The sequence below is a fragment of the Micromonospora reichwaldensis genome (assembly GCF_031845925.1).
Taxonomy (GTDB): Bacteria; Actinomycetota; Actinomycetes; order Mycobacteriales; family Micromonosporaceae; genus Micromonospora; species Micromonospora reichwaldensis.
Genome location: NZ_JAVRFL010000019.1, coordinates 48,132 through 64,692 on the forward strand (window position 1 = coordinate 48,132; position 16,561 = coordinate 64,692).

At 75.8% G+C, this 16,561-nt stretch carries 18 protein-coding genes; 8 read left to right on the forward strand and 10 right to left on the reverse strand.

Annotation, left to right across the window (positions count from 1 at the left end; translation table 11 throughout):
- Positions 1-66 precede the first annotated feature (66 nt).
- Entirely contained in the window at positions 67-1,002 is a 936-nt protein-coding gene (locus RM555_RS17385; protein ID WP_311412742.1) for a diacylglycerol kinase, read from the reverse strand.
- A gap of 245 nt (positions 1,003-1,247) precedes the next feature.
- Here RM555_RS17385 and lanKC point away from each other — a divergent pair, with 245 nt between their 5' ends.
- From lanKC to RM555_RS17410, 5 genes are all read left to right on the forward strand, one after another.
- The gene (gene lanKC, locus RM555_RS17390; protein WP_311412743.1) at positions 1,248-3,848 is read left to right on the forward strand and encodes a class III lanthionine synthetase LanKC; all 2,601 of its coding nucleotides are present in this window, start codon (positions 1,248-1,250) and stop codon (positions 3,846-3,848) included.
- A gap of 6 nt (positions 3,849-3,854) precedes the next feature.
- The gene (locus RM555_RS17395; protein WP_013734295.1) at positions 3,855-3,974 is read left to right on the forward strand and encodes a SapB/AmfS family lanthipeptide; all 120 of its coding nucleotides are present in this window, start codon (positions 3,855-3,857) and stop codon (positions 3,972-3,974) included.
- Between the two features lie 71 nt (positions 3,975-4,045).
- Positions 4,046-4,165 carry a SapB/AmfS family lanthipeptide gene (locus RM555_RS17400; protein ID WP_089003486.1) on the forward strand — a complete coding sequence of 40 codons (120 nt, stop codon included), beginning with the start codon at positions 4,046-4,048 and terminating at the stop codon, positions 4,163-4,165.
- A gap of 72 nt (positions 4,166-4,237) precedes the next feature.
- Positions 4,238-5,968 carry an ABC transporter ATP-binding protein gene (locus tag RM555_RS17405; protein WP_311412744.1) on the forward strand — a complete coding sequence of 577 codons (1,731 nt, stop codon included), beginning with the start codon at positions 4,238-4,240 and terminating at the stop codon, positions 5,966-5,968.
- Positions 5,965-7,803: an ABC transporter ATP-binding protein gene (locus RM555_RS17410; protein WP_311412745.1), complete on the forward strand. Its 1,839-nt coding sequence runs from the start codon at positions 5,965-5,967 to the stop codon at positions 7,801-7,803. The genes RM555_RS17405 and RM555_RS17410 overlap by 4 nt, the downstream gene beginning before the upstream one ends.
- A 24-nt stretch (positions 7,804-7,827) precedes the next feature.
- Here the strand turns inward: RM555_RS17410 and RM555_RS17415 are convergent, their stop codons facing one another.
- From RM555_RS17415 to RM555_RS17445, 7 genes are all read right to left on the reverse strand, one after another.
- Entirely contained in the window at positions 7,828-8,406 is a 579-nt protein-coding gene (locus RM555_RS17415) for a response regulator transcription factor (RefSeq protein ID WP_311412746.1), read from the reverse strand.
- 190 nt (positions 8,407-8,596) lie between these two features.
- Positions 8,597-9,202: a response regulator transcription factor gene (locus RM555_RS17420; RefSeq protein WP_311412747.1), complete on the reverse strand. Its 606-nt coding sequence runs from the start codon at positions 9,200-9,202 to the stop codon at positions 8,597-8,599.
- Positions 9,203-9,872: 670 nt separating this feature from the next.
- A complete protein-coding gene (tatC, locus tag RM555_RS17425) occupies positions 9,873-10,823 on the reverse strand; it encodes a twin-arginine translocase subunit TatC (RefSeq protein WP_311412748.1) in 951 nt (316 codons plus the stop codon).
- 18 nt (positions 10,824-10,841) lie between these two features.
- On the reverse strand, positions 10,842-11,168 hold the full coding sequence (gene tatA, locus RM555_RS17430; protein ID WP_311412749.1) for a Sec-independent protein translocase subunit TatA: 327 nt from the start codon (positions 11,166-11,168) through the stop codon (positions 10,842-10,844).
- 207 nt (positions 11,169-11,375) lie between these two features.
- Positions 11,376-11,624, reverse strand: coding sequence for a hypothetical protein (locus tag RM555_RS17435; protein WP_132237479.1), 249 nt, complete (start codon positions 11,622-11,624; stop codon positions 11,376-11,378).
- A gap of 10 nt (positions 11,625-11,634) precedes the next feature.
- Positions 11,635-12,699, reverse strand: a complete 1,065-nt coding sequence (locus tag RM555_RS17440) for a helix-turn-helix transcriptional regulator (RefSeq protein WP_311412750.1) — start codon at positions 12,697-12,699, stop codon at positions 11,635-11,637.
- Complete coding sequence (locus RM555_RS17445; RefSeq protein ID WP_311412751.1) at positions 12,696-13,694, reverse strand: helix-turn-helix transcriptional regulator; 999 nt, start codon at positions 13,692-13,694, stop codon at positions 12,696-12,698. The genes RM555_RS17440 and RM555_RS17445 overlap by 4 nt, the downstream gene beginning before the upstream one ends.
- Before the next feature lie 126 nt (positions 13,695-13,820).
- Between RM555_RS17445 and RM555_RS17450 the strand changes: the two genes are divergently transcribed.
- From RM555_RS17450 to RM555_RS17460, 3 genes are all read left to right on the forward strand, one after another.
- Positions 13,821-14,195, forward strand: coding sequence for a cation diffusion facilitator family transporter (locus RM555_RS17450; RefSeq protein ID WP_311412752.1), 375 nt, complete (start codon positions 13,821-13,823; stop codon positions 14,193-14,195).
- Positions 14,171-14,392: a cation diffusion facilitator family transporter gene (locus RM555_RS17455; protein WP_311412753.1), complete on the forward strand. Its 222-nt coding sequence runs from the start codon at positions 14,171-14,173 to the stop codon at positions 14,390-14,392. Before RM555_RS17450 ends, RM555_RS17455 begins: the two co-directional genes overlap by 25 nt.
- 63 nt (positions 14,393-14,455) lie before the next feature.
- The gene (locus tag RM555_RS17460; protein WP_311412754.1) at positions 14,456-15,541 is read left to right on the forward strand and encodes a DUF3866 family protein; all 1,086 of its coding nucleotides are present in this window, start codon (positions 14,456-14,458) and stop codon (positions 15,539-15,541) included.
- Between the two features lie 87 nt (positions 15,542-15,628).
- Here the strand turns inward: RM555_RS17460 and RM555_RS17465 are convergent, their stop codons facing one another.
- Both RM555_RS17465 and RM555_RS17470 read right to left on the reverse strand, forming a co-directional pair.
- Entirely contained in the window at positions 15,629-16,177 is a 549-nt protein-coding gene (locus RM555_RS17465; protein ID WP_311412755.1) for a carboxymuconolactone decarboxylase family protein, read from the reverse strand.
- A 177-nt stretch (positions 16,178-16,354) separates the two neighbouring features.
- Complete coding sequence (locus RM555_RS17470; RefSeq protein WP_311412756.1) at positions 16,355-16,540, reverse strand: hypothetical protein; 186 nt, start codon at positions 16,538-16,540, stop codon at positions 16,355-16,357.
- Positions 16,541-16,561 lie beyond the last annotated feature (21 nt).

A 16,561-nucleotide genomic window follows, 5' to 3' on the forward strand; every position in this document is an offset into this window, starting at 1 on the left:
CGCTGGACACCACGACTGCATGATCGGCGCGGGGCGGGCGGGGAGGAGCGGGCGGGGCGGGAGGGGTCAGCGGAGGAGGTGGAGGGCGGCGGGGGTGGCCGTGACGGTCAGGGGGAGGGCCAGGGCGCGCTCGCCGTCGGCGTACGTGGTGATGCCCTCGGCGCTCAGCTCGACCGTACGGGCGCGGTAGCTGCGCACCAGCGGGTGCGTCACGTGGGTGCCCCGGTAGATGCGCGGCTTGACCCGCATCAGGGTGCGCCGGTGGAACCGGCCGCCCACCACCACGTCGAGCAGTCCGTCGGTCGGGTCCGCGTCCGGGCAGATCCGCATGCCGCCGCCGTAGCTGGCGCAGTTGCCCACCGCCACCAGCACGGCGTCGACCTCGTGCGGCACCCCGTCGAGGCGCAGGGTGTAGCGGCGCGGGCGCAGCCGGGCCAGTTCGACCAGGATCGCCAGGTCGTAGCGGCGCGGGCCGCTCGGCCAGCGCATCCGGTTGGCGCGCTCGTTGACGATCGCGTCGAAACCGGCCGCGAGCACCGCGCCGTACCACCGGTCCGTACCGTCGGCCCCCGTCATCCGGGCCAGGTCCACCGGGCGGGTGCGGCCGTCGCGCAGCGCCGCCGCGATCACGTCGACGGCGGCGAGCGGGTCGGCCGGGAAGCCGGTGTCGGCGGCGAAGTCGTTGCCGGTCCCGGCCGGCACCGGGCCGAACGGGACCCCTGTCCCGGCGACCGCCTGCACCGCGCGGTGCACGGTCCCGTCGCCGCCGACCGCGACCAGGGCCGACGCCCCGTCGCGCACCGCCGCCCGGCAGGCCGCCTCGGCCTCGTCGGCGGTCTGCGCGTGCAGCGGGCGTACCGGCCGGCCGGCAGCCGCGAGCCGGTGCAGGACCTGCGGCAGCAGCCCTCGGTGCCGACCCCGGCCAGCGGTCGGGTTGGCCAGCACGGCGACGGGCCCGGCGCCGGCGACGGAGGGGTGATCGTCTGCGGTCACGGCGAGCACCGTACCGCCCCGGGACGGGCGGGGGCACCGTCCACCGTGCGGTCGGCGACCCGCCGGCGGAGCACCGCGCACCTCGGGCGCAACTGACTTTTGTCACGGCCGACCCGTGCGGCACGCATTCGTCGTCATGACTGAACGCACTGGAACCGCCATGGCCCGAACGGACAGACTCAGATCCGTCAGCAGGGCGATGGCATCGGCCGAACGACGCAGGCACCGACCGAACAGCGGAGGGAGTGGCCAGGGTGGACGAGCGCTACGACAGCTACTGCGCCGCCGACCGGCTCTTCTACGACTCCCTCGGCAGCGCGGTCGAGCAGCCCACCTTCGCGGCGGCGCAGCGGCCCGTCCCCGACGGCTGGCGCTCCGAGCCGCTCGACGACTGGCTTATCTACGCCCTCGAGGGCGGCACGCTGCCCCAGCAGGGCTGGAAGATCCACGTGTCGGCGACGCTGGACAACGCCGAGCGGGTGCTGGACGCCGTCTGGGACTACTGCGTCCCGCGCGGACTGTCCTTCAAGTTCCTGCGGGGCCCGCGCACCCTGCTGCTGCGCAACTCCAAGTACGCCTCCCGGGCGGCCAGCGGCAAGTTCGTCACCGTGTACCCCCGCGACGACGCGGAGCTGGAGCTGGTCTGCAAGGAGCTCGACGAGCTGCTCGCCGGCGAGGCCGGCCCGTACATCCTCAGCGACCTGCGTTACGGCGCCGGCCCGGTGCACGTACGCTACGGCGGCTTCGCCGCGCGGTACTGCCACTCCCCCGACGGCCAGGTGGTCCCGGCGATCGAGGACGACACGGGCACGCTGGTGCCCGACCGCCGCGACCCGGTGTTCCACGTGCCGTCCTGGGTGACGCTGCCCGACTTCCTCGGCCCGCACCTGGCCGCCCGCAACGCCACCAGCACCAACGAGGTGCCGTACCGGATCGAGAAGGTCATCCACTTCTCCAACGGCGGCGGCCTCTACGTCGGCCGGGACGTGCGGACCGACGACCAGCTGGTGCTGAAGGAGGCCCGGCCGCACGCCGGTCTCGACGCCGACGGCGCCGACGCGGTCGCCCGTCTGGCCCGGGAGGCCGACGCGCTGCGCCGGCTGGCCGACCTGCCGCAGGTGCCTCGGGTGCACGACGAGTTCGCCCTCGGCGAGCACCGGTTCCTCGCGCTGGAGTTCATCGAGGGCCGCCCGCTCAACAAGGTCCTGGTCGACCGGTACCCGCTGATCGACGCCGACGCCACGGACGCCGACCGCGCCGACTACACCCGCTGGGCGCTGGACGTGCACCGGCAGGTCGAGGAGGTCGTCACGGCGATCCACGACCGCGGCCTGGTCTACGGCGACCTGCACCTGTTCAACGTCATGGTCCGCCCGGACGACCGGATCGCGCTTGTCGACTTCGAGGTCGCCGCGCCGATCGACGGACACCGCCGGCCGGGACTGCGCAACCAGGGCTTCGCCGCGCCCCGGGACCGCACCGGTCCCGCCGTCGACCGGTACGCCCTGGCCTGCCTGCGGCTGGCGCTGTTCCTGCCGCTGACCCAGCTCGTCAGGCTCGGGCCGGACAAGGCCGCGCACCTCGCCGACGTGATCGCCGCGCACTTCCCGGTGCCAAGGGAACTCCTCGACGACGCCGTACGGGAGATCACCGGCGCCGCCCCGGCGGACGCCGGAGAGGCACCCGACCTCACCGTCGACGTCGGGCCGGCCCACCGGGACCGGCTCACCCGGGCGATCCTCGCCAGCGCGACACCCGACCGGGACGACCGGCTCTTCCCCGGCGACATCGAGCAGTTCCGCAGCGGCGGGCTCAACCTCGCCCACGGCGCCGCCGGCGTCCTGTACGCCCTGCACGTCAGCGGCGCCGGACGGTGGCCGGAACACGAGCAGTGGCTGGTCCGCCACGCCACGGCACCCGCCTCCGGCACCCGGTGCGGCTTCTACGACGGCCTGCACGGCGTCGCGTACGCCCTGGAGGCGCTCGGCCGCCGGCAGGACGCCCTCGACGTGCTCGACATCTGCCTGCGCCAGCCGCTGGACGGCCTGGACCACAGCCTCTCGGGCGGCCTCGCCGGCATCGCGCTCAACCTGGCCGAGCTGGCCGGACGCACCGGCGAGACGGCCCTGCGCGACGCGGCCTGGCGGGCTGCCGAGCGGGTGGTCGACCAGCTCGCCGACGACCCGGGGCCGGACATCAGCGGTGGGCGCAACCCGTACGCCGGGCTGCTGCGAGGCCGCACCGGACCGGCGCTGCTGCTGGTGCGGCTGCACGAGCTGACCGGCGACGAGGCCCTGCTGGACCACGCCGCCACGGCCCTGCGCCAGGACCTGCGCCGCTGCGTGGTGCGCCCCGACGGCGCGCTGGAGGTCAACGAGGGCTGGCGCACCATGCCCTACCTCGGGCAGGGCAGCGTCGGCATCGGGCTGGTGCTCGACGAGTACCTGCGGCACCGCGCCGACGAGCGGTTCGCCGAGGCCAGCGCCGGCGTACGCCGCGCCGCCCGGTCACCGTTCTACGCGCAGTCCGGCCTCTTCGCCGGACGAGCCGGCATCATCGCCTACCTGGCGGCGTACCCCGACGATCCGGGGCTCTGCCGCGAACGCGACGCCCAGGTGGCCCGGCTGGCCTGGCACGCCCTGCCCTACCGCGACGGCACCGCCTTCCCGGGCGAGCAGTTGCTGCGGCTGTCCATGGACCTTGGCACCGGCACCGCCGGCGTGCTGCTGGCGCTGGCCGCCGCACGGCCCGACGACCCGGTGCGCCTGCCGTTCCTCGCGCCCCTGGCGGGCGCCCCCGACTCCCTCGCCTCGGCGAGGGCGACCGATCCGTCCGACCAGCACGGAAGGAGGTGACACGACATGGCGCTTCTGGACCTCCAGGGCCTCGAGATGGCCCCCGCCGACCGCACCGGCGGTGGCAGCCGGGCGAGCCTGCTGCTCTGCGGCGACAGCTCGCTGTCCGTCACGACCTGCAACTGAGCCGGACGCCCTCACGGGCGACATCCAGCACAGGACCATCCGACCGAACAGCACAGAAGGAGATGATCGACATGGCGCTTCTCGACCTTCAGGGCATGGAGATGGCCCCCGCCGACCGCACCGGCGGTGGAAGCCGCGCGAGCCTGCTGCTCTGCGGCGACAGCTCGCTGTCCGTCACGACCTGCAACTGACCAGGTCATCACGCGAGGCCCTGGGCGGACGCCGTGTCCGCCCAGGGCCGCACGTCTTTCGCGGGAGAAGCCATGGGGACGCCGACCGGCTCCGACCGGCTGCTGCGGCGGGTGGTCCGCGACGGCGGCGGGTGGACGGTCCTGCTCGGCACGGTCTCGCTCACCGGCGCCGCCGCCGAACTCGCCCTGCCCGCCGCGCTCGGGCTCGCGGTCGACGCCGCCGTCGGCGGCGACCGCGGCGTCTGGTGGCCGGCCGCCGCCTGCGGCCTGATCGCCGTCCTCATGGTCACCGACGTCCTCGCCGACGTGGCCAGCGGGTACGGCGCGGCCCGGGCCACGGCGCGGCTGCGCCGGCGCCTGCTGCGGCACCTGTTCGCCTGCGACGTCCGCACCGTCCGCCGCCACCCCGTGGGCGACCTGGTCGGTCGGCTCGTCGGGCAGGCCGCCGAGGCCGGGCAGGCCGGCACCGCCGTGGTGTTCGGCGTCGTCGCGCTGCTCCCCCCGGTCGGCAGCGTCGTGGCGCTCACCCTGCTCGAACCGCTGCTCGGCGTCACCCTCCTCGGCGGGCTGGCCCTGCTCACGCTGCTCATGCGCGCCTTCGTCACCGACGCCTCCGCCGCCGTCGCCGGCTACCAGCGGGTGCTGGGGGACATCGCCGGGCGCCTGCTGGAGGCCCTCGGCGGCGCCCGCACCATCGCCGCCGCCGCGACCGTCGACCGGGAACGCGACCGGGTGCTCGCGGCCCTGCCGGAACTGCGCGGGTACGGGCTGCTCAGCTGGCGGCTGCTGGCCAGGGCGAGCGCCCGCACCGCCGCCGTGGGGCCGCTGCTTCAGGTGGCCGTCGTGGCCGTCGGCGGGTACGCGCTGACCGTCGGCTGGCTCTCCCCCGGCCAACTGGTCGCCGCCGTGCAGTACGCGGCCCTCGGCGCCGGACTGGGCGCGGTGCTGGCCACCTTGAACCGCCTCGTCCGCGCCCGCGCGGCGGCCGGCCGGATCGCCGAGCCGCTGGCCCACCCCGTACGCCCCGACGGCACCGAGCCGCTGCCGCCCGGCCGGGGGGAACTGCGGCTGCGCGGGGTGGGCGTACGCGCCGAGGACGGGCGGGCGGTCCTCGACGGGATCGACCTGACCGTCCCGGCGGGCGCCACGGTGGCCGTCGTCGGCCGCTCCGGCGCCGGCAAGTCGACCCTCGCCGCGGTTGCCGGCCGCCTGCACGACCCGGAGACCGGCGAGGTGCTGCTGGACGGGGTGCCGCTGCGCCGGCTCGACCCGTCCGCGCTGCGCCGGGCCGTCGGCCACGCCTTCGACCGGCCCGTGCTGGTCGGCGAGACGGTGCACGACGCGATCGGGCTCTCGCTGCCCGCCGGCTCGGCGCGACCGCCCGCCGGCACCGCCCCGGCCACCCCGGCGGTGCTGGCCGCGGCGCGGGCGGCGCAGGTCGCCGACGTCGTCGCCCGGCTGCCCGAGGGCTTCCGCACCCGGCTGGCGAACGCGCCGCTCTCCGGCGGTGAGGCGCAGCGCCTCGGGCTGGCCCGCGCGTTCCCCGCCGAACGGCTGCTCGTCCTCGACGACGCCACGTCCAGCCTGGACACCGCGACCGAACACCGGATCGCCCGGGCGGTGGCGGCCGGTGCCGGTGGGCGTACCCGACTCGTGGTGACCCACCGCGCGACGACGGCGGCGGCGGCCGACCTGGTGGCGTGGCTCGACGGCGGGCGGCTACGGGCCGTGGCGCCGCACCGGCAGCTCTGGGCCGACCCGGCCTACCGGGCGGTCTTCACGCCCGGCGGAGACGCCCGATGAGCGGCCCCGGCGTACGCCGCAGCACCTGGGCGGCACTGCGGGCCCGCCGGCGGGCCCTGGGCCGGTTGGCCGCCTGGTCGGCGGTGGAGGCCCTGCCGGCGCTGCTCGGCGGGGTGCTCGTGGCCCGCGCCGTCGACCGGGGTTTCCTGGCGGGTGAGTTCCGCACCGGCCTGGCCTGGCTGGCCGGGCTCGCCGCGGCCGTGCTGGTGGGCGCGGCGGCCACCGGGCAGGTGTACCGCAGCCTCGGGGCCGTGGTGGAACCGTTCCGCGACGAGTTGGCCGCCCGGGTGGTGCGGGGGGCCCTGCACGACGCCACCCGGGCCGGCGGCCGGGCGGACAGCGCCACCGTGGCCCGGCTGACCCACCAGGTCGAGGTGGTCCGGGACACCTTCGGCGGGCTGCTGCTGGTGGTCCGCGGGTTCCTGTTCACCGCCGGCGCGGCGCTGCTCGGCCTGCTCGCGCTGGCCCCGCCGCTGGCCGGTGCGGTGGCCGCCCCGCTGGTGGTGGGGCTGGCCGTGTTCGGGGCGTCGCTGCCGGCCATGGTGGCGCACCAGCGGGCCCAGGTGACCGCCGGCGAGCGGCTCGGCCGCTCGGCGGCGTCGGCGCTGGCCGGGCACCGCGACGTCGTCGCCTGCGGCGCGCAGGAGCGCGTGGTGTCCGACGTGGACCGGCGGGTCACGGCGCAGGCCGACGCGGAGCGGACGCTGGCCCGGATGGCGGCACTGCGCAGCCTCAGCCTCGGCGTCGGCGGCTGGCTGCCCGTGGCGGTGCTGGTGCTGGCCGCGCCGTGGCTGGTCCGGCAAGGTCTGAGCGCCGGCGCCGTGCTGGGCGCGCTGGTCTACGTCACCACCGGGCTGCAACCCGCCCTGCACGCGGTCGTGCAGGGCGTCGGCGGCGGCGGCCTGCGCTACGCCGTCACCCTGGGCCGCATCCTGCGCACCAGCCCGCCCCCGGGGCCCGCCCTTCCGCCGCCCAGCACGCCGCCGTCCCGCCCCGCCGCCGCCCCGCCGTCCCGCCCCGCCGCCGTCCCGGCCGGTCCTTCACCGGCCGCCGCCGGCCCGGCGCCGTGGGCCGCCGCCGTCGGCGACCCGCCGGCGGTCGCGCTGCGGGGGCTGACCTTCCGGTACGGCCCGCACGCCCGCCCCGTCCTGGCGGACCTCACCCTGACGGTGGCGGCCGGCGACCACCTGGCCGTGGTGGGGCCGAGCGGCGCCGGCAAGTCCACCCTGGCCGCGCTCGTCGCCGGGCTGGCGTCACCGGAGTCGGGCACGGTCCACCTGGCCGGCGTACCCGTCGACGGCACACCGCCGGAGGCGCTGGCCCGGCTGCGGGTGCTGGTGCCGCAGGAGGCGTACGTGCGTACCGGTTCCGTCGGCGACAACCTCCGCTACCTGCACGCCGACGCCGACGACGCGACGGTCCTGGCCGCCGTGCGCACCCTCGGCGCCGGTCCCCTGGTGGCCCGCCTCGGTGGCCTGGACGCCGAACTCGATCCCGCCGCCCTCTCCGCCGGGGAGCGTCAGCTCGTCGCCGCGGTCCGGGCCTACCTCGCCCCGGCGCCGCTGGTGATCCTCGACGAGGCGACGTGTCACCTGGACCCGACCCTGGAGGCGACCGTCGAGCACGCCTTCGCCCGCCGGGGCGGCACCCTGGTGGTGATCGCGCACCGGATCAGCTCGGCGACCCGGGCCCGGCGGGTGCTGGTGTTCGACGGCGACCGGCCGCTCGTCGGCAGCCACGACGACCTGCTGACCCGCTCGACCACCTACCGCGAGCTGGTCGGGCACTGGGAGGACGTGACGCCGCCGGACCGCGTGCCGCTCGGCCGGCCCTGACGGTCCCGGGGCCGGCGCCCGTCGTCAGATCCAGCCGGCCTCGCGGGCGACCCGCACCGCCTCCACCCTCGTGCGCGCGCCCGCCTTGCGGGCGATCCGGCCGAGGTGGTTGCGCACGGTCCCCGGGGCGAGCCCGAGCGCCCGGGCGACCTCCACGACCGGTGCCCCGGCCGCGGTCAGGTCGAGGATCTCCGTCTCCCGCGAGGTGAGCGGGCTGTCCCGGCCCAGTGCCGCCACCACCAGGTCGGCGTCGACCACCGACTCGCGGCGGGCGAGCCGCCGGATGCCGTCCAGCACCCGGTGCGGGGAGACGTCGGCGCCGAGGATCCCGACGGTGCGCCCCGGGACGAAGACCCGGTGCAGGCTGCGCGCCCGCCGACGGTCGGCCAGCACCAGCAACGGGCAGTGCCCCGCCACGCCCGCGTCGCCGATGAGGTCGAGGTCCACGACCGCCACGTCGGGACGCTGCGTCCGGACCGCCGGGGGCAGGGCCTCGCCCCGGTCCAGTTCCGCCACCACGCTGATGTCCGCCTCGGCGGCGAGCACGAGCGACAGGGCGCCACGGACCAGGGCGCCGTCGAGAGCGAGCAGGGTACGGATCACCGTTGGCCTTCCGGAGCGTCGTCAGACAGATCACGGACCGTCAGAATTCAAACACGTCCCGCCAGATTCCGCTCGGCGGGCGACCCGCCGCCGTCCAGGCCGTATCCGGCGGGCGACCCGCCGCCGTCCAGGCCGGACGAGGGGCGGGACGGCGTTGGCACGCCCCGGCCCGGGTGGGCGGGGCCGCCCGCTACATCCAGCCGTCGCGGCGGGCGCGCCACACCGCCTCCATCCGGTTGCGGGCACCGGTCTTGCGCATGATCGCCGACAGGTGGTTGCGTACGGTCCCGTGCGCCAGGTAGAGCCGGCGGGCGATCTCCTTGAGCGGCAGGCCCTCCGCGGCCACCCGCAGCACCTCCGCCTCCCGGCGCGTCAGCGGGCTCGACGCGGGACGCAGCGCCGTCACGGCGGCGGCGGCGTCGATGACCTTCCCGCCGGCGGCGAGTTCCCGGACGGCGTCGACGAGCGCCTCCAGGGACGCGTCCTTGCCCACCAGGCCCCTTACGCCGGCGGCCAGCAGGTCCCCGACGATCCGCTGGCTCCACCGGCGGCCCATGGCAAGCACGGCGGTGTCGGGCATCGCCCCGGTGATCTCGGCGACGACCTCGACCGGGTGCGGGGCGTCCGGCGCCAGGTCCACCAGCACCACGTCCGGCCGGTGCCGGCGCACCAGGGCGGGCAGCTCCGCCACCCCGGTCACCTCGGCGACGACCTCGATGTCCTCCTCGCTCGACAGTGCCGCGCACAGCGCGGTACGCAGCAGGCCCATCTCCTCGACAACGACGACGCGGATCAACGGGTGGCTCCGATCTGGGGGGTGCGGGGGCGGCGGGCGGTCCCGTTGACGGGACTACGCGGGCCGGCCGGACGGAACGACGGGATCATCAAGCGCGACAACGACGACCGACGGTCAGGGGCATCCGGGTGGCCCGGCGCGGCGCGGAACGGCCGGAGGGGCCGGACGAACGCGCGGGCGGGCCCGCCGGGATTCAGCCCGGGCGGGCACTCACCCCGGGAGACCGGTCGCCCGGGGCGGCCGGCGCGGGTGGCGGCCCGCCGTCGGCCGCCGTCGAAAGGGCCGCGTCGGCGCGGTGCCCGGCCGGTGCCGGGGCGCGGCCGTGCGTGGCGGCCGGGACGGCGCTCCGCCGCACGACGGGCCGGGCGACGGGCACCCTGGGCCGTGGCGGGGAGGCGGCCTCCGGCCCGGGGACGGGTGGACGACCAAACGTCGGGCGACGCACTGGACAGCGACCTCCCTCGTCGGATACGTCGACACATCGTAAAGATCTGCTTACCCGATTGCAGCTCGCGGATGTCTCGTGACGGATTGCCGACTGGGTGCTGACGGCTGACACGCCGTGCGTTAGGGGCCCGCCCGCGGTGCCGTACGCACCGGGCGGCAACGGAACAAGCCCCCCGGCGAGGGAGGGCTTGTGTCCGTTTGTGATCGGGGAACGACCGGCCGGTCAGGTCATGTCGTCGTAGCGGCGCTCGATCGGCGCCGGCGCGGCGACCGGCTCGGGGGCCGAGATCGGGGCGCTGGCGTCCACCCGCTGCCCGGCTTCCACCGGCTCGGGGTCGAACTCCAGCGGCGACACCTCGTCGTCGCCGACGCCCGCGTAGACCTCCTTGCCGCGTCCCCTGCGCTTGTCGTTGAGGAACGCCACCCCGACGGCGACGAAGTAGAGCAGCGACAGGCAGAGCGCCAGCAGGGTCATGCCGAACGGCCCGGGGTCGGGGGTGGCGATGGCCGCGAACGCGAAGCAGATGAAGACCACGGCCCGCCACCAGCTGAGCAGCCGGCGGGCGCTCACCACCCCGGTGAAGTTGAGCATCAGCAGGGTGAGTGGGAACTCGAACGCGACCCCGAAGAGCAGGATCATGTTGGTGACGAACGAGATGTACCGGGTCACCTCGAGCTGCGAGTCGGTGCCGGTGACGCCGGCCTCCAGCAGGAAGGCCAGGCCCTTGTCCACCACGAAGAAGGCCAGCACCGCGCCGGCGGCGAACAGGGGCGCCGCGATCGCCACGAAGACGTACGCCCACTTGCGCTCGTGCCGGTGCAGGCCCGGCGCGATGAACGCCCAGAGCTGGTAGAGCCAGACCGGCGCTCCGATGATCAACCCGATCCAGAGCGCCAGCTTCAGCTTGAGGACGAAGCCGTCGGTCGGTGCGAGTTGCAGGAAGTTCTGGCACTCACCGTCGACGATCATGCCGGGAAGCCGGCAGTACGGCTGCTTGAGCAGGTCGAACGCCGGCTGGGCGAGCAGGAAGCCGATGATCAGCCCGAACGCGATAGCCAGGGAGGCGCGGAACAACCGGGTACGCAGCTCGCGGATGTGCTCGATGAGCGTCATCGAGCCGTCGGCGGCCCGCTCGAAGTTGCTCGGGCCGCGCTTCTTGAGGGCGAAGGCCACGGGTCTCGGGCCCTTCGGTCAGTTGTCGCGGACGCGCTGCACCGGGTCGTTGACCGGGGGTGCGTACGGCTGCTGCTGCGGGGCGACGTGCGGCTGCTGCCCGGCGGGCGGCGGCGCGTACGGCTGACCCTGGACGGTCTGCGGCGGGAGCGGCTGGTAGCCGGACTGCGCGTCGGCCTTCTCGGCGAGGTCCCGGTCGTCGTCGTGCAGGCTCTTGGTCTCGGCCTTGATGATCCGCAGCGAACGGCCCAGCGAACGGGCCGCGTCCGGGAGCCGCTTCGCGCCGAAGAGCAGGATCAGCACGACCACGAGTATGGCGATGTGCCACGGCTTGAGGGCACCCATGGGAAGCTCCAGTCGCTCTGTGTCGTCGTGAGGGGTGTACCGCAGCCCATCGTACGTCCGTCGACGGCCGCTGCCACCCGCCGGGTGGTGGTGGTTCGTCCCGGCCGGTGAAGTCTTGACCAACGCGGGACGTCCCGTCAACCATCTGCCGCAGGATCGTTCCTGCGTGAACCGGAGCGGTTCGCGCAGCAACCGGGCACCGATCGATCAGTCGCCGCGTTTCGCCTTGATCACGGCCAGCCGCCGCTGGGTCGTGTCGAGCTGCCCCTGGAGAGCCTCCGCCCGCGCCTGGAGGGTCTCGGCGGTCTCCCGCAGCGCCTCCGCCTCGGTCGCCCGGCGTTGCAGGGCAACGGCGGCGCGACGCAGCCGGGGCAGCCGCGCCAGCACCGGCCGCAGGGCCAGGGCGAACACGACGAGCGCGAACAGCACCACCGCGAGCACGATCCACTTCACCACGGCGCTCAGCCTACTGCGTGCCGGCGGTGACCGCCGGGTCGGCCGGGGAGACCGCCCGCGCCGGGTCCGGCCCGCCGACGGGCACGGGTGGCGCGGCCGGCACCGGCGACGCGTACGCGTCGAGGGCGGCGACCGCAGCGGCCCGGACCTGCTCGGCCAGCTCGACCGGGGCGACCACCGCCACGTCCGGGCCCAGGCCCAGCACGAACCGGCGGGCCCAGCCCAGGTCGGTGACCCGCAGCGACACCAGCCACTGGTCGCCGCCGCCGGCCTCGACCCGCTCGCACGGGTAGTACTCGGTCAGCCACCGCTCGCCCCGACCGATCCGCAGGGTGATCAGCGGCAGGTCCGGCGACGGGCGGAACACGCCCTCGGTGAGGTCGTGCGGGCGGGCCTGCGGCGGCACCACCGCCCGCTCCTCCAACTCGGCGACGGCGTCGATGCGGTCGGCCCGGAACAGCCGCACCGCCTCCGCCCGGCGGCACCACGCCTCCACGTAGGCCCGCCCGCCGACCATCAGCATCCGCAGCGGGTCGACGACGCGGTCGGTGGTCTCGTCCCGCGCGGCCGTGTAGTAGGTGATGCGCAGCGCCCGGCCGCTCTCGACGGCCGTCCGCAGCTCCGCCACCCGCCGGGTGTCGGCGGGCAGCCGGACCTCGACCGGCGCCGCCACCAGGTCACCGGCAGCATTCTCGATCTTCGCGAGGGCCCGCTCGACGGCCTCCCGGTTGGTCACCCCGGGCGTCTCGGCGAGCATCCGCAGCGCCACCACCAACGCGAGGGCCTCGTCCGGGGTGAGCCGCAGCGGCCGGTCGATGCCGGCGTCGTAGGTGATCGTCACCCGGTCGCCGTCGAAGGCCATGTCGATCAGGTCACCGGGGCCGTAACCGGGCAACCCGCAGACCCACAGCAGTTCCAGGTCCTCGCGCAGCTGCCGCTCGGTGACGCCCAGGTCCCCGGCCGCCTCGGCGAGCTCGATGCCGGGCCGGGCCAGCAGGTAGGGCACCAGGTTCAGCAGCCGGGCCAGCCGGTCGGCCGACGCGCGGGAGCCGCCCCGGGCGGCCGGCCGGGTCACCGGACACCCCCGGCGACCGCGAGGTCGTCGTGCCGGGCGGCGATCTCCTTGAGCCGCTGGATCACCGCGTCGCGCACCTCCGGCGGATCGAGCACCCGCACGTCCGGGCCGTAGCCGACGAGCTGGCCCGCGAGGACGTCCGCGTCGGCGTAGGGCAGGACGAGCCGGTCGCCCTCCGGGCAGGCGGTGACGTCGACGGCCCAGCGGCGCAGCCCGGCGGCGCGTCCGTCGGCGACCAGCACGGTGGCCCGCCCGGTGCGTTCCGCCGGCCCCGACCAGCGGGCCACGTGGCTGATCAGGTCGACCCCGGCCGGGGGCTCGTAGCCTCCCGGAGCGCCGGTCGCCCGGACCGTGCCGACCACCCGGGACAGCCGGAAGCAGCGGGTCGCCTCGCGGTCGAGGTCGTGCCCGACCACGTACCAGCGGCCCCGCCAGCAGACCACGCCCCACGGCTGGAGGCGGCGGCGGGTCGAGTCGTCGCGGTCGGGCACCCGGTAGTCGAAGCTGACCTCGCGCCGGTCCCGGGCCGCGGCGGTGAGCGGCGCGAACGCCGGGTCCACCGTGACCATCGGCTCCAGGCCCAGCGTGGCCTGCGGGTCCACGTCGACGCCGGCGGCGCGCAGCTTCGCCAGCCCGGAGGAGGCGGCGGCGGCCAGGCCGGCGTGCTGCCACAGCCGGGCGGCGATGCCGACGGCGGCGGCCTCGTCCGGTTCGAGGGGGATGTCGGGCAGCGCGTACTCCCGGTGGGCGATCCGGTAGCCGGGCTCCGCGTCGAAGACGCTCGCCGTCCCGGTCTCCAGTGGCACGCCCAGCTCGCGCAGCTCGGCCTTATCCCGCTCGAACTTGCGCTGGAAGGCCTCGTGGTCACGCGCGTCGTCCGGATCGTGCTCGTAGCCGGGCACGGTCGCGGCGATCTGCGCGGCGGTCAGGAACCGCCGCGTGGACAGCAGGCAGATAACCAGGTTGACCAGGCGTTCGGTGCGGGTCCGCGACACGCGGTAGACGCTAGCAGCCCACCCGCCGCGCCCGTGCACCCACGCGGGCAGGACGTGCCCCGCGTCGCGCCCGGCCGGTTCACCGGTCGCCGGACGGCCCGCCACCGACGACCCTACAGTGACGTGGTGGCCCAGCCGGAGGTCAGGACCGGGAGCGTCGCCACCGTCGTGGTGGCGGGGGCCGCCAACCTCGCCATCGCGGTGGCCAAGCTCGTCGCCGGGGTGATCTCCGGGTCGGCGGCGATGCTCTCCGAGGCCGTGCACTCCGTCGCCGACACCACCACCGAGGTGCTGCTGTACCTCGCGTTGCGCCGCGGGGCGCGGCCCGCCGACGCCCGGCACCCGTTCGGGTACGGCAAGGAGAGCTACGTCTGGGCGTTCCTCGCGGCGCTGTTCACGTTCGTCGCCGGCGCCGGCTTCGCGATCACCCACGGCGTCACCACCAGATCACCGAGGAACTGGCCGTCCTGCCCGCCGTGCGGCGCATCGACACGCTGCTGACGATGCAGCTCGGCCCGAGCGACGTCCTGGTCGCCGCGAAGGTGGACTTCGACGACGACGCGAGCGGCGCGACCATCGAGGACGCCGCCGACCAGGCCGAGCGGCGGCTCACCGCCCGTTACCCACAGATCCGGTACGTCTTCCTCGACCCCACCCGCACCGGCGACGCCCCGGAACCCGGCGGCCCCGGCGACTGACCGCCGACCCGCCGCGCCGCCCCGGGCGCGCCCGCCGCGGACGGCGACGCTAGCGTGCCGGGCATGGTGCGATGGCGGTCGGGAACGGTGACGGCGCTGCGGCGGCAGTGGACCGGGGCGGTGGAACTGGACGTCGAGCTCCCCGACGGCGGCACCGTACGCGCCCTGGCCTACCCCGCGCTCGTCGGGCGGCCCGAGCCCGGCGACCGGGTGCTGCTCAACGCCGGCGCGCTGCTGATGGGCCTCGGCACCGGCGGATACGCCCTGGTCGTGGCGCTGCCCGACCGGCTGCCCCCGGACCCGCCGCAGGCCCTCGACAGCCGCGACGCCGGGCACCTCGTCAAGGCCCGCTACACCCCGCTGCAGCCGATCCTGCTCGGTGTCGACGAGGAGGCGTCCCCGCACCGGGAGGTCATGGAGGCCGCCGACGACCTGGCCGGCCTGCCCGTCGTCACCGCCGACCTGCACTCCGCGCTGCCGGCCGTCCTGGCGGGCATCCACGCCGACGCCCCCGCCGCCCGGGTCGCGTACCTGCTGACCGACGGCGGGGCGCTGCCGGCCTGGTTCTCCCGCACCCTCGCCGCGCTGGGCGACCACCTCGTCGGCACGGTCACCGTCGGCCAGGCGTTCGGTGGGGACCTGGAGGCGAGCACCGTGCACAGCGGGTTGCTGGCCGCCCGGCACGTGCTGCGCGCCGACGTGGCGATCGTCGCCCAGGGACCGGGCAACCTGGGCACCGGCACCCGGTGGGGATTCTCCGGGGTGGCCGTCGGGGAGGCCGTCAACGCCGTCGCCACGCTGGGCGGGCGCCCGATCGGATCGCTGCGGATCTCCGACGCCGACCCCCGGCCCCGCCACCGGGGCGTGTCGCACCACAGCCTCACCGCGTACGGCCGGGTGGCCCTCGCCCCCGCCGAGCTGGTCGTGCCCGACGGCCTGCCTTCGGCGCTGGCCGGCGAGGTGGAGGCGGCGCTGGCGCCCCTCACGGCGCGACACACCGTCGTCCGGGTCCCGACCGACGGGCTGGACGCCGCGCTGCGGGACACCCCGGTGACGCTGTCCACCATGGGTCGGGGCCTCGACGCCGACCACGCCTACTTCCTGGCCGCCGCCGCGGCCGGCCGGCACGCCGCGCGCCTGCTGTCCTGACCCGCGGCCACCACCGGGCCCTGGCACCCTGCGGGTGCGGCGGTCGCCTGCCCCGAACGGCAGGTGCCGGGACCCGGTGGTGGTCGGTCAGCTCGCCCCGTAGCCGTACCGCACGATGCGCTCGGCGGCCATCTCGTACACCGCCGGATCCTCCGGGGCCAGCGTGCCCAGCCCGTCCACGTACCGGTTGAACATGCAGAACGCCGCCGCGATCAGGACCGTGTCGTGAATCTCCAGATCCGTCGCGCCTGCGCCCCGGGCGACCTTGACCAGGTCCGCCGTCACCTCCCGGCCACTGCGCTGCACGGCACCGGCGATGTCCAGCAACGCCCGCAGCTTCTCGCTGACCTCGGCGGCCGCCGGATCGGCACGGACCTGGTCCACCAGCCGCATGCCCGAGGGCAGCTGCGCCGCCGCGAAGGCCGAGTGCGAGGCACAGCAGAAATTGCACTCGTTGAGCCCCGACACGTACGCCGCGATCAGCTCCCGCTCCCCCGCCGTCAGCGTCGGATGCGGGGCGCGCAACAGCGCCTCCGCCAGCTCGCCGAGCGGCTTGGCCGTCTCGGGACGGAACCGCAGCGGGCCGTTGATGCCCGGATGCTCCCGCTCGTCGAGGCCGAGGTCGATGTGTGCCATACGGTCACCCTCCCTGCCGCGACCACGCAGCGTGCGTGGCCCGTCACCGACAATGCCGAACGGGCACGACGGTTCCAGCTCAGCCGGGACCGGCACAACTTCCAGAATGCGGCGTCACCCCGGCCGGGGTGCCGGGTCGGACCGGTCCGTGGCGCCCGTCCGCGCTGCCGGCCGGGGTCAGACCAGGAAGATGAGGGCGAGCCAGGCGCCCACGATCAGCACCAGCGCGAGCGCCAGCACCCAGGTGGGCACCGTGTACTCGCCGCGCCGGTTGCGCTCGATCTCGGCGCGGATCTTCTCGCGGCGGCGCTCGGCCCAGTTCTGTCGCTGGTGGCCGCGCTCGGGGGGTTCGGAAGTCGTCATGGCGCGGTCAGCCTACCGGCC